This is a genomic window from Phycicoccus sp. Soil802 (assembly GCF_001429605.1).
In the GTDB taxonomy this organism is placed as follows: Bacteria; Actinomycetota; Actinomycetes; order Actinomycetales; family Dermatophilaceae; genus Pedococcus.
This window is the reverse complement of record NZ_LMSS01000006.1, coordinates 274,054-286,795: the sequence shown is the minus strand read 5'-3', so window position 1 is coordinate 286,795 and position 12,742 is coordinate 274,054. Positions and strand designations below refer to the sequence as shown.

Sequence of the window (12,742 nt, the reverse complement as noted above, 5' to 3'; positions counted from 1 at the left end):
GCGCGCCCGAGGGTGCTCTCCCGGTGCCCATCCACACCGTCGAGATCCCGCCGCAGGTGCAGATGGTGACGCTCCTCGGCCCGCGGGACGAGCTCCTGCGCACGATGGAGCGGGCCTTCCCGCAGCTGGAGATCCACGTCCGCGGCAACGAGTTCCACTTGTCCGGCCCGAGCGCCGAGGTGGCCCTGGCCGAGCGCACGATCGACGAGCTGCTCCTGGTGATCGACGGCGGCCAGCCGCTCAACCGCGACGCGGTCGAGCGCTCGATCAGCATGCTGCGCGCGCAGACCACCGAGCGTCCCGCCGACGTCCTGACGATGAACATCGTGAGCAACCGCGGTCGGACCATCCGGCCCAAGACGCTGAACCAGAAGCACTACGTCGACGCCATCGACGCCCACACGATCGTCTTCGGGATCGGACCGGCCGGCACCGGCAAGACCTACCTCGCGATGGCCAAGGCGGTCGCCGCGCTGCAGGCCAAGCAGGTCAACCGGATCATCCTCACCCGCCCGGCCGTGGAGGCCGGGGAGCGCCTCGGCTTCCTGCCCGGCACGCTGAACGACAAGATCGACCCCTACCTGCGGCCGCTCTACGACGCGCTGCACGACATGGTCGACCCCGAGTCGATCCCGCGGCTGATGGCCGCCGGCACCATCGAGGTCGCGCCGCTGGCCTACATGCGTGGCCGCTCCCTGAACGACGCGTTCATCATCCTCGACGAGGCCCAGAACACCTCGCCCGAGCAGATGAAGATGTTCCTCACCCGGCTCGGGTTCGGCTCGAAGATGGTGGTCACGGGTGACATCACGCAGGTCGACCTGCCGGAGGGCACCAAGTCGGGCCTGCGCGTGGTCCGCGACATCCTCGCCGACGTCGACGACATCCACTTCTCGGTGCTGACGCCGCAGGACGTCGTCCGGCACCGTCTCGTGGGCGCGATCGTCGACGCGTACGGCCGGTGGGACGACCACCAGGCGGGTGGCCAGCAGTCCCGGCCGCGCGTCTCCGGCTCGGAAGGTCGAGGGCCGCGTGAGCGTCGACGTTCTCAATGAGACCGACTACCAGCTCGACGAGCTCGAGCTGGTGGCGCTGAGCCGCTACGTCATGGGCGAGATGCGGGTCCACCCCGGAGCAGACCTGTGTCTGCGGCTGGTCGACGAGGCCGCGATGGAGGTGCTCCACGTGCAGTGGATGGACCTGCCCGGCCCCACCGACGTGATGAGCTTCCCGATGGACGAGCTGCGGCCGGGCCGCGAGGGCGAGGAGCCCGAGGAGGGTGTCCTCGGCGACATCGTGCTGTGCCCGTCCGTGGCGGCCAAGCAGGCCTCCGACGCCGGTCACGCGACCGAGGAGGAGCTCCTGCTGCTGACCACGCACGGGATCCTGCACCTGCTCGGGTACGACCACGCGGAACCCGAGGAGGAGCGCGAGATGTTCGAGCTCCAGCGTCAGCTGCTGCTGACCTTCCTTGCGGGTCGCGGGCGTCCCACCCCGTGATGGTGTCGTCATGACCGGACTCGTCTTCGCCGCCCTCGTCAGCGTCGGCGCGGCCTTCCTGCTCTCCGCCGCCGAGGCCGCCCTCTGGCGGATGTCGCGGGTGCGCGCCCAGGAGCTGCTCGAGGAGAGGCGACCGGGCGCCGTGGCCCTCAACCGCATCGTCGGCGACAGCGCGGCATACCTGTCGGTGACGGCGTTCCTGCGCATCGTCGCGGAGTCGACCACCGCCGTCCTCATCACCCTCGGCGCGATCAACCTCGTCGACGGCTTCTGGAGGCGGCTGCTGGTCGCCATCGGCGTGATGGCGCTCGTCTCGTTCGTCGTCGTGGGCGTCTCACCACGCACGCTGGGCCGGCAGCACTCCGACTCGGTGGCGCTGCTCGCCTCTCCGCTCATCGTCGGGTTGCGCACCTTCCTCGGCCCGGTGGCCCGGGTGCTGATTGCGCTGGGCAACGCGGTGACGCCGGGACGCGGCTACCGCGACGGCCCGTTCCAGAGCGAGTCCGAGCTCCGCGACCTGGTCGACCTCGCGGGGGAGAGCTCCGTCATCGAGGCGGGCGAGCGGGAGATGATCCACTCCGTCTTCGAGCTCGGCGACACCGTGGCGCGCGAGGTGATGGTGCCCCGCACCGACATGGTGACCATCGACGGCGAGAAGTCGCTGCGTTCGGCGATGTCGCTGTTCCTGCGGTCGGGCTTCTCGCGGATCCCCGTCGTGGGTGACGGCTCCGACGACATCCTGGGGCTGCTCTACTTCAAGGACGTCGTACGCCGGGTCAACGCCGACCACGAGGCCGGCACGCTGCCGGTCACGGCCCAGATGCGCCCCATGCACTACGTGCCGGAGAGCAAGCCGGTCGACGACCTCCTGCGCGAGATGCAGCGCGACCAGAGCCACTTCGCCGTCGTCGTCGACGAGTACGGCGGCACGGCCGGGCTCGTGACGATCGAGGACATCATCGAGGAGATCGTGGGCGAGATCGCCGACGAGTACGACCGCGAGGCGCCCGGGGTCGAGGACCTCGGCGACGGCACCTTCCGCGTCCCCGCGACGATGGACATCGACGACCTGGCCGACCTCTTCGGCGTCGACATCGAGGAGGAGGAGGTCGACACCGTCGGTGGCCTGATCGGCAAGGCCATCGGCCGGGTCCCCATCGTCGGGTCCAGGTGCGAGGTCGGTGGGCTCTCGCTGACCGCCGAGCGGATGGCCGGTCGGCGGCACCGCATCGCCAGCGTCATCGTCGAGCCAGTCGCGGTGGCCGACCCGGATGGCGGCCACGCGGCGACCGACGACGCCCCCGAGCGCACTACGGTGGAGCCCGAGCGCGAGGGAGTGTCATGACTGCGAGTGGTTCGGGTCCGACCGATGGGTATGCCGCCGAGACGGCGTCCGCGCCGGCGCGACCCCCGTACGTGGCCGGCTTCGCCTGCCTGGTCGGTCGGCCCAACGCGGGGAAGTCCACGCTGACCAACGCCCTGGTCGGGCAGAAGGTCGCGATCACCTCGTCGAAGCCGCAGACCACCCGGCACACCATCCGCGGCATCGTCACGACGCCGACGTCGCAGCTGGTGCTGGTCGACACCCCGGGTCTGCACAAGCCCCGCACCTTGTTGGGGGAGCGGCTCAACGACGTCGTGCGCGAGACCCTGCTCGAGGTGGACGTCATCGGCTTCTGCCTGCCGGCGGACCAGCGGATCGGGCCCGGTGACGGGTTCATCGCCCGCGAGCTCAAGGAGATCCAGCAGGACCGGCGTCGCCCGGTCGTCGCCATCGCGACGAAGATCGACACCGTCGACCGGGAGCGGCTGGCCGAGCACCTCATCGCCATCGACCAGCTCGGCAACTGGGACGCCATCGTGCCCTGCTCGGCCGTCGACGGCCGCCAGGTGCAGGACGTCGCGCAGGTCCTGTCGACCTACCTCCCCACGTCCCCCGGTCCGCTCTACCCCGAGGGGCAGCTGACCGACGAGCCCGACGTCGTGATGATCGCCGAGCTGGTCCGCGAAGCGGCGCTCGAGGGGGTCCGCGACGAGCTGCCGCACTCCCTCGCCGTCGTGGTCGAGGAGATGGTGCAGCGGCCCGACCGACCCGAGCACAAGCCGCTGCTCGACATCCGCGTCAACGTGTTCGTCGAGCGCTCGTCGCAGAAGGCGATCATCATCGGTCGCGGCGGGTCGAGGCTGCGTGAGGTCGGCACGAACGCCCGGATCGGCATCGAGAAGCTGCTCGGCCAGAAGGTCTACCTCGACCTGCACGTGAAGATCGCCAAGGACTGGCAGCGCGACCCCAAGCAGCTGCAGCGGCTGGGTTTCTGACCAGCCCGCGGGGCTTTCGGACTCGTGTGGTGAGGCTCACGGCATACCCTGATCCGTTGGGGGACAACGGGTTCGGTGACGTACGTCGTTGACTTCCGCGTCGCGACTTGAGATCGGCGCTCGTTCTCGACAGGGTAGGCGGTCGGTTGCAATGGTATTGAGTTGCAACGGTTTTGACCTGTACCCGAGTTTGATACGCAACTGACGAGAACCGAAGGAGCGGCGCCCGCACGCGCCAACACCCTGTGAGCACACTGACGAACACCGGCCCGGCCGCACCGGCTGAGGCCTCGGGCGAGCACGATGCCCTCGAGCACCTGCCCGACACCCAACACCCCGCCCTCGACCCCGTCGTGGTGGAGCACCAGGCGAACGAACCACGCAAGATCGACACCATCGTCTTCGGGGTCACGGCTGCCATCGCGGTCGCGTTCGTGCTCTGGGGCTTCCTCAGCACGGACACCCTCAGCTCGGCCTCGGGCGCCGGCCTCGGCTGGGTCGTCCACAACATGGGCTGGCTCTTCTCCCTGGTGGCGTCGGGCTGTGTCTTCTTCGTCATCTGGCTCGCCGCCAGCAAGTACGGACGGATTCCGCTGGGCCGCGACGACGAGCAGCCGGAGTTCAAGACGGTCTCGTGGATCGCGATGATGTTCTCGGCGGGCATGGGGATCGGCCTGATGTTCTACGGCGTCTCCGAGCCGCTCTCGCACTTCGTGACGCCGCCGCCCGGCACCGGTGCGGCCGGCAACCCCGAGGCCGTGCAGAACGCCATGGCCACGACGTTGTTCCACTGGACCCTGCACCCGTGGGCCATCTACGCGCTGGTCGGGCTGGCCATCGCCTACGGCGTCTTCCGCAAGGGCCGCTCGCTGCTGATCAGCTCGGCGTTCGCGCCACTGCTCGGGGAGCAGCGGACCAACGGACCGGCCGGCCGCGTCATCGACATGCTCGCGATCTTCGCCACGCTGTTCGGCTCTGCGGCCTCGCTGGGCCTCGGCGCGCTGCAGATCGGCTCCGGCTTCGAGATCGTCGCCGGGCTCGGCAAGGCGGGCAACATGCTGCTCGTCGCGATCATCGCCGTGCTGACGGTCTGCTTCATCCTCTCGGCCGTCTCGGGTGTCGCCAAGGGCATCCAGTGGCTGTCCAACATCAACATGGTGCTGGCCCTCGCGCTGGCGGTCTTCGTCTTCGTCGTCGGCCCGACCGTGTTCATCCTCAACCTCATCCCCACCGCAGTGGGCTCCTACTTCCAGGACCTCGCGATGATGTCGGCCCGCACGGACGCCGCCGGTGGGGACGCCATGAAGGAGTGGCTGTCGGGCTGGACGATCTTCTACTGGGCCTGGTGGGTCAGCTGGACGCCGTTCGTCGGCATGTTCATCGCCCGCATCTCGCGGGGACGCACCATCCGCCAGTTCGTCACCGGCGTGCTGCTGGTGCCGAGTGTCGTGTCACTCGTGTGGTTCGCCATCTTCGGCGGCGCCGGCATCCAGATGCAGCGCACGGGCACCGACGTGGCCGGCGCGGGGACCTCCGAGGGCACGCTCTTCGCGATGCTCTCCCACATGCCGCTGTCGACCATCACCTCGGTCGTCGTGATGCTGCTGGTCGCGATCTTCTTCGTGTCCGGCGCGGACGCCGCGTCCATCGTCATGGGCACCCTCTCCGAGCGCGGGACGCTCGCGCCGAGCCGCAAGACCGTGGTCTTCTGGGGCGCGGCCACCGGCGCGGTGGCAGCGGTGATGCTCCTCGTCGGGGGCGAGGACGCGTTGTCCGGGCTGCAGAACATCACGATCGTGGCGGCGCTGCCGTTCCTGCTCGTCATGGTCGGTCTGGCCATCGCCCTGGTCAGGGACCTCAGCAACGACCCGATGATCGTCCGCGGTGCGTACGCCGTGGCGGCGGTCGAGCAGGCCGTGGTGGCCGGCGTGACCGAGCACGGTGACGACTTCACGCTCACCTTCGAGGAGTCCGCTCCCGGTGAAGGTGTGGGCGACCTCGTGAGCACGACGCCAGCGGATCCTGCCCTTGAGCGCGCAGGTTCTGCCACATCGTGAGCCGCTGAACCGGTGCACGACCGGGCCGACCTATCCTTGGTCCCATGAGAATTGGTGTCTTCGGGGCCACCGGGCAGGTCGGCTCGGTCATGCGCGCACTCCTCGCCGAGCGGGGGTTCCCGGTCGACGAGATCCGCTACTTCGCGTCCGCACGGTCAGCCGGCACGACGCTCCCGTGGGCCGGCGGCGAGGTCACGGTCGAGGACTCGGCCACGGCTGACTTCTCCGGCCTCGACATCGCGCTGTTCTCCAACGGGGGAGCGGCGTCGAAGGAGCTGGCGCCCAAGGTCGCGGCCGCCGGCGCGGTCGTGGTCGACAACTCGTCGGCCTGGCGCAAGGACCCTGACGTGCCGCTGGTCGTCAGCGAGGTCAACGCCGACGACCTCGACACCATCCCCAAGGGGATCGTCGCGAACCCCAACTGCACGACCATGGCCGCCATGCCGGTCCTCAAGCCGTTGCACGACGAGGCGGGGCTGGTGCGCCTCACCGTCGCGTCCTACCAGGCGGTGTCCGGCTCCGGGGGCAAGGGCGTCCAGGAGCTCGACGGCCAGCTGCGCGGTGGGTATGCCGCGGGCGAGCCTGCCGCGCTGGCGCTCGACGGGCGCGCGGTCGAGATCCCGGCCCCGAACGTCTACGCCGTGCCGGTGGGCTTCAACGTCATCCCGCTCGCCGGATCCATCGTCGACGACGGCTCGCTCGAGACCGACGAGGAGCAGAAGCTCCGCAACGAGTCGCGCAAGATCCTGCACATCCCCGACCTGCTGGTGTCCGGCACCTGCGTCCGGGTGCCGGTCTTCACCGGTCACTCGCTCGCCATCCACGCCGAGTTCGCCGACGACATCACGCCCGAGCGGGCCCTCGAGCTGCTGGCCAAGGCCCCCGGCGTCGTGGTGACCGACGTGCCCAACCCGCTCGAGGCGGCCGGTCGCGACGAGGTCTACGTCGGTCGGGTGCGGGTCGACCAGGCCGCGCCTGCGGGCAAGGGCCTGGTGCTGTTCGTCGTGGGCGACAACCTGCGCAAGGGTGCCGCCCTCAACGCGGTGCAGATCGCCGAAGAGCTGCTCAAGCGCCGCTAGGCACGGTGTTCGGAAGATCTGCCGGGTCAGTGCCCGGTGGATCTTCCGAAGATCGGCGAACGGCCAGCTAGCGGACCGCGCGCCAGACCGACTCGGACTCGCTCGCCCCTGGCGACCACGGGGCGATCCACGGGCCGGTGCCCTCGCTCTGGTCGAGCACCCCTTCCTCGAGCCAGGTGTAGTCGCCGGCGAGCACGCCCTTGGCGAGCCTGGTGTCGGCGTCGTCGCTGTTGGACCACAGGTCGGTGAACAGCCGCTCCACCCGCAACCGGCTCTGCTGGCAGAACACGTCGGCGAGCTGGTAGGCCGAGCGGCCGCGCGCCTCGTCGTCGGTACGCAGCATCTCGGCGCGGCTGCAGGCGGCCGCGATCGCGAACAGCTCGGCCCCGATGTCGACCACCCGACCGAGGAACGCCTGGCGGTACTCCATCTTCGCCTGCCAGCGCGACATCCCGTAGAAGGTCTGCCGGGCGAGCTTGCGACTGGACCGCTCCACGAACCGCAGGTGCGTGGCCAAGGCGCCGAACTCGGCATACGAGGTGGGTGCGGCCCCCTTGCCGACGACGAGCTGGGGGAGCCACTTGGCGTAGAAGCCGCTGGCGCCCGCGGCGGCGCGGGCCTTGGCCTCCAGTGAGGCGTCCTTGTCGGCCAGGGCACCGGCGGCCTTGAGGTGGGCGTCGACCGCCTCGCGCGCGATGAGGAGGTGCATGATCTCGGTGGAGCCCTCGAAGATCCGGTTGATCCGCAGGTCGCGCATCATCTGCTCGGCCGGGACGGCGCGCTCACCGCGGGCCCGGAGCGACTCGGCCGTCTCGTAGCCACGCCCACCGCGCACCTGCACGAGCTCGTCGGCGATCTGCCACGCCATCTCCGACGCCCAGAGCTTGGCCAGCGCCGCCTCGATCCGGATGTCCTTGCTGCCCGCGTCGGCGAGCTGGGCCGAGAGCTCGAGCACCGACTCGAGGCCGTACGTCGTCGCCGCGATGAAGGCGATCTTCCCGGCCACCGCACCGTGCTCACCGACCGGTCGGCCCCACTGCACCCGCTCGGCCGACCACTCGCGCGAGATCTTCAGCGCCCACTTGCCGGCCGCGGCACACATCGCGGGGATGGAGAGCCGGCCCGCGTTGAGGGTGGTCAGCGCGATCTTGAGGCCGTCGCCCTCCTTGCCCAGGCGGTTCTCGGCCGGCACCCGCACCTGGTGGAACCTGGTGAGGCCGTTCTCGATGCCCTTCAGCCCCATGAAGGAGTTGCGCCGCTCGACGGTGATGCCCTCGGCCTTGCCCTCCACGACGAACGCGGTGATGCCGCCTTTCTGTTGGTGGTCACCGTTCCCGTCGTGCTCGGGCACGCGCGCCATCACGACGAGGAGCTCGGCGACGACGCCGTTGGTGGTCCACAGCTTCACCCCGTCGAGCAGGTATGCCGTGCCGTCCTCGGTGGGGGTCGCGGTGCTGCCCATCCGGGCCGGGTCCGAGCCGACGTCGGGCTCGGTCAGGAGGAACGCCGAGATCGCGCCTGCGGCGCAGCGGGGGAGGAAGGCCTGCTTCTGCTCGGGCGTGCCGACGAGCTTGACCGGTTCGGGGACCCCGATCGACTGGTGTGCCGAGAGCAGGGCGCCCAGGCTCGGGTGCGCGGAACCGACCAGCATGAGGGCCTGGCCGTAGGCGGACATGGTGAGGCCGAGCCCGCCGTACTCCCGGGGGATCTTCATCCCGAACGCGCCGATGTCGGCGAGCCTCGCCAGGACGTCGTCGGGGATCAGCGCGTCGCGCTCGATCTGGGCGCCGTCGATGCCCTCGCACACCTCGCGCAGCCGGACCAGGAACTCCTCGCCGCGGGCCTGGTCCTCGGGCGTGGCCCGGGGGTGCGGGTGCACGAGGTCGAGGTCGAAGTGCCCGAGGTAGAGCCCCTTGGCGAAGCTCGGACGGCTCCAGTCCGACTCGCGGGCCGCCTCGGCCACGGCCCGCGACTCGCGCTCGGTGGCATCGGTGCCGCTGGCCGGGGTCGGTCGGTCCTGCTCGACGTCACTGCTCATGTGATCGCCTCCCTGGCCTCACGCTACTCCCGAGTAGGCATGGCGACCACCGCGCGCAGGTCAGGGCTCGAGGTCGGTCATCCAGTGCCGCCAGGTCTGGGTGACCTGCATGCCCACGTGCTCGTACAGCCCCAGGGCGCCGGTGCGTGAGTCGGTGGAGAGCTCGCTGACCGTGGCGCCGTGGTCCCGCGCGCGCTCGAACGCGTCCACGAGCAGGGCCCTGGCCAACCCCCGACCACGCTGGTCGCTGCGCACCGCGATGGCGTCGACGTAGCCGGTGGCCCCGGCGTGGATCGTGTAGCAGACCCCGACCTCCGTGCCCTGCGGGTCGACCACGAACCGGATCTGCCACGGCTCGAAGCCCGGCCGCAGGGGGCCGCGGGGTGCCCAGTCCTCGAAGGTCGAGGGGTCGCGGTCCGGCCACTCGTTGAACGCGTCCTCGATCAGCTGGAAGGCGACCCGGCCGTCGGCGGGACCCGCGAACTCCCGGAGCGTGTAGCCCTCGGGCAACGGCTGCGGCTCGATCGGGCGGTCCGCCGGCACCTGCAGCACCCACGACGTCCAGCCCTCGCGGTAGCCGCGCGCCTTGAAGAACGCCTCGGGGTCGGTGTCGCCCGGCACGGTCTGCCCGACCAGCTTCGAGCCGCGCTCGCGGGCGCAGTCCTCCAGCCAGTCGGCCAGCCAGGTGCCGACGCCGCGCCCGCGGTAGTCGGGGTGCACGGAGGCGTCGGCGCGACGGCCCTTGAAGACCTCGCCGGAGGCCACCAGCCGGTCACCGTCCCACACCCCGATGGCCTCGGTCGCGAGGTCGAAGCTGCCGCGGGCCCAGTCGCCCTCGATGTCCTCGACCTCGATGGCGGCCTCGCCCACGTCGTGGGTCTCGGCGGCGGCGACGATCTCGAAGACGGCGCGGGCGTCGGGCGGGGACAGGGGGCGGGCCACCAGCCCGTCGGGAAGGTCCATGGCGGAATCGTGCCGGGGGACGGGTCCGCACGCACGTGGTTTTCCGCGGTGACATCCGCCGGATATTGTGAGAGAGTCCTCTCGAAAGAGTCCTCTCACATCTGTCCCACCCCGCGCCGGCTCGTGTTGGAAGCGAAACTTCCCGAAATCCGGAAGTTTCGCTTCCAACCGGAGGAGGCGCGGAAGGAGCGCACCGTGACCAGCAACCCGTACGGCGACGTCGAGCTCACCCCTCGGGGGATGCGGGCCCTCGCGCACCCGACGCGGCTCGCGATCCTCAGCCGTCTCCAGGGCAGTGGGCCGAGCACGGCGACGGCGCTCGCGGCACAGGTCGGGGCGACCCCGTCGGTCGTGAGCTGGCACCTGCGCCACCTCGCCGAGCACGGCCTGGTCCGAGACGCCTCGAGCGTGCCGGACGCCGACGGGCGGCAGCGCTGGTGGGAGGCCGTGGGGTCCGGCTTCCGGTTCGTCGCCGGCGACGAGGACAGCCTCGACGCCGCCAGCCTCCTGGGTCGGGTGATGATGGAGCAGGCCGCCGACCTCCCGCAGCGGTGGGCGCGTGACGTCGAGCCGGTGCTCGAGGTCGACTGGCGGCGTTCCGCAGGTTTGTCCAACACGACGATCGAGCTGACGGCGGACGAGCTCGCCGAGGTCGAGGAGCGGATCGAGGAGCTGCTCGCGCCCTACGTGCTGCGGAAGGGACGACCCGCCACGGTCGCGGGGTCCCGCCGGGTCCGCATGTTGCGCTACGTGCTGCCCGAGGCCGAGGTGACGTCATGAGCGACCCCACGGCCTCCGCCGTGGCGACGGAGGCGACGCAGAAGTCTGCGCTGTGGCGGGACCGACGGTTCGCGACCTACTGGGTCGGTCAGGGCGTCTCGCAGTTCGGCGACCGGATCACCGAGCTGGCGCTGCCCCTGATCGCGGTCACCGCCCTGCACGCCAGCGCCCCGACCGTGGGTCTGTTGACCGCCGCGGTCTGGGCCCCGAACCTGCTGTCGCTGTTCGTGGGCACGTGGGTCGACCACCAGGTGCGCAAGCGCCGGCTGCTCATCGTGGCCGACCTGCTGCGCTGCGTGGTCCTGCTGACCCTGCCCGTCGCCCACTTCCTCGGCGCCATCACCATGGCGCAGCTGTTCGCGGTGGCGCTGCTCGCGGGAGCCGGCCAGGTGCTCTACCAGACGTCCTACCCGAGCTTCTTCGTGACGCTGGTCCGGCGCGACCAGTTCGTCGAGGCCAACAGCCTGCTCAGCGGCACGCGCTCGGCGTCGTTCGTGGCGGGTCCGGCGGTGGCCGGTGGGCTGATCCAGGCCGTGACGGCACCCGTCGCCATGCTCGTCGACGCGGTCACCTTCGCCGTCTCCGCGGTGCTCATCGGCAGGGTGCGGGTGCCCGACCTGCCGGTCGACACAACGAACGAGGCGGGGCTGCTCCGACGGGCCCGCGACGGCATGGGCCTGGTCCTGAAGGACCGCTACCTGCGCGCCTCCCTCGCCTGCGCCACGACCATCAACCTCTTCAACCTGATGGCCGGTGCACTCCTGATCCTCTTCGCCAGCCGCGAGCTCGGCCTCTCTGCCGGGGTCATCGGGCTCGCCCTGGGGATCGGGGCGACCGGTGGTCTCCTCGGCACGGTGCTCGCCGGTCCGTTGGCTCGACGCATCGGCCTCGGTCGCACCATCGCGGTCGGCGCGGTGGTGTTCTCGGCGCCCTTCGCGCTGTTGCCGCTGGCCGGCGGCCCGACCTGGTCGAGGGCGGGCGTCCTCGCCCTGGTCGAGTTCATCTCAGCGCTCGGGGTGATGTGCCTCGACATCCCGCTCAACGCCCTGATGACCGCGGTGACCCCCGACGGGGTCCGCAGCCGCGTCAGCGGGGCCTTCTCGTCGGTCAACTACGGCATCCGCCCCCTCGGCGCGGTCCTCGGCGGGCTGGTCGGGGAGTGGATCGGGCTGGCCCCGACGATGGTGGTCGCGGCGGTCGGCGGCTCGTTGTCAGTGCTCTTCCTGCTCTGGTCACCGGTCTTCTCGACCGCGTCCATCGAGCAGCTTGATGAAGTCCAGTCCGTGCAGCCCACCGGGTGAGCGGCACTTGACCTGACGACACCAGTGATATGCAATATATCGCATGCCTGTCCCGTCGCCGCAGCCTCCGGTCTCGCGTGCCCTGCTGCGCGACGACGTCCACCGCCGGGTCCGCGACGCGATCGTCGACGGCACCCTCGGCCCCGGCGAGCAGCTGCGTGACCAGGAGCTGGCGGCCTGGCTCGGGGTGAGCCGCACCCCCGTGCGCGAGGCGCTGCTCCGCCTCCAGCAGGCCGGGCTGGTCGCCTCCCTTCCGGGCCGCTCGACCACGGTGGCCTCGCTCGACACCCGGGCGGCTCGTGACGCCCAGGCGGTGGTGGCCCAGATGCACCGGCTCGCCGTCCACGACGCGGTCGGCCAGCTGACGGCCGACGACCTTGCCCGCATGCGTGCCGCGAACGCGCGCTTCCGCGCGGCGTTGGAGGCCGGCGACGCGGAAGGAGCGCTCGCCGCCGACGACGAGCTGCACGGCATACCGGTCGCGGCGGCGGGGAACGCCGCGCTCGCGGCAGTCCTCGACCAGTTCACGCCGGTGCTCCGGCGGGTGGAGCGGTTGCGGTTCAGCTCGCTCTCGGGTCGTGGGTCCGTGGCGTTGCACGCCCGGCTCATCGACCTGTGCGAGGCGGGGGACCGGGAGGCGGCCGCCGAGGTCTCCCACCAGACCTGGCAGACCCTCGCACCCCTGCTCGACACCTGACCCACACC

11 protein-coding genes are annotated in these 12,742 nt (G+C 70.8%); 9 read left to right on the top strand and 2 right to left on the bottom strand.

Annotated elements, in window-relative coordinates:
* Positions 1-62 precede the first annotated feature (62 nt).
* From ASG91_RS15385 to ASG91_RS15360, 6 genes are all read left to right on the top strand, one after another.
* Positions 63-1,055 carry a PhoH family protein gene (locus ASG91_RS15385; RefSeq protein ID WP_235545724.1) on the top strand — a complete coding sequence of 331 codons (993 nt, stop codon included), beginning with the start codon at positions 63-65 and terminating at the stop codon, positions 1,053-1,055.
* A complete protein-coding gene (gene ybeY, locus ASG91_RS15380) occupies positions 1,033-1,500 on the top strand; it encodes an rRNA maturation RNase YbeY (protein WP_056923512.1) in 468 nt (155 codons plus the stop codon). Before ASG91_RS15385 ends, ybeY begins: the two co-directional genes overlap by 23 nt.
* A 10-nt stretch (positions 1,501-1,510) precedes the next feature.
* Positions 1,511-2,845 (top strand): hemolysin family protein, encoded by a 1,335-nt coding sequence (locus ASG91_RS15375; protein WP_056923511.1) that lies wholly within the window; start codon positions 1,511-1,513, stop codon positions 2,843-2,845.
* Positions 2,842-3,819, top strand: a complete 978-nt coding sequence (era, locus tag ASG91_RS15370; RefSeq protein WP_056923510.1) for a GTPase Era — start codon at positions 2,842-2,844, stop codon at positions 3,817-3,819. The genes ASG91_RS15375 and era overlap by 4 nt, the downstream gene beginning before the upstream one ends.
* Positions 3,820-4,136: 317 nt before the next feature.
* Positions 4,137-5,876, top strand: a complete 1,740-nt coding sequence (locus ASG91_RS15365) for a BCCT family transporter (RefSeq protein WP_056923793.1) — start codon at positions 4,137-4,139, stop codon at positions 5,874-5,876.
* A 44-nt stretch (positions 5,877-5,920) separates the two neighbouring features.
* Positions 5,921-6,955 carry an aspartate-semialdehyde dehydrogenase gene (locus ASG91_RS15360; protein ID WP_056923509.1) on the top strand — a complete coding sequence of 345 codons (1,035 nt, stop codon included), beginning with the start codon at positions 5,921-5,923 and terminating at the stop codon, positions 6,953-6,955.
* Between the two features lie 67 nt (positions 6,956-7,022).
* Here ASG91_RS15360 and ASG91_RS15355 read toward each other — a convergent pair whose 3' ends face one another.
* Together ASG91_RS15355 and ASG91_RS15350 are read right to left on the bottom strand one after the other, a co-directional pair.
* Positions 7,023-8,993: an acyl-CoA dehydrogenase family protein gene (locus ASG91_RS15355; RefSeq protein ID WP_056923508.1), complete on the bottom strand. Its 1,971-nt coding sequence runs from the start codon at positions 8,991-8,993 to the stop codon at positions 7,023-7,025.
* 60 nt (positions 8,994-9,053) lie between these two features.
* Entirely contained in the window at positions 9,054-9,956 is a 903-nt protein-coding gene (locus ASG91_RS15350) for a GNAT family N-acetyltransferase (protein ID WP_056923507.1), read from the bottom strand.
* Positions 9,957-10,151: 195 nt separating this feature from the next.
* Here ASG91_RS15350 and ASG91_RS15345 point away from each other — a divergent pair, with 195 nt between their 5' ends.
* The 3 genes from ASG91_RS15345 to ASG91_RS15335 are packed head-to-tail and all read left to right on the top strand — an operon-like array spanning position 10,152 to position 12,734.
* A complete protein-coding gene (locus ASG91_RS15345; RefSeq protein ID WP_235543627.1) occupies positions 10,152-10,736 on the top strand; it encodes a helix-turn-helix domain-containing protein in 585 nt (194 codons plus the stop codon).
* Positions 10,733-12,037 carry an MFS transporter gene (locus ASG91_RS15340; protein ID WP_056923506.1) on the top strand — a complete coding sequence of 435 codons (1,305 nt, stop codon included), beginning with the start codon at positions 10,733-10,735 and terminating at the stop codon, positions 12,035-12,037. Before ASG91_RS15345 ends, ASG91_RS15340 begins: the two co-directional genes overlap by 4 nt.
* A 43-nt stretch (positions 12,038-12,080) precedes the next feature.
* Entirely contained in the window at positions 12,081-12,734 is a 654-nt protein-coding gene (locus ASG91_RS15335; protein WP_056923505.1) for a GntR family transcriptional regulator, read from the top strand.
* Positions 12,735-12,742: the final 8 nt, after the last annotated feature.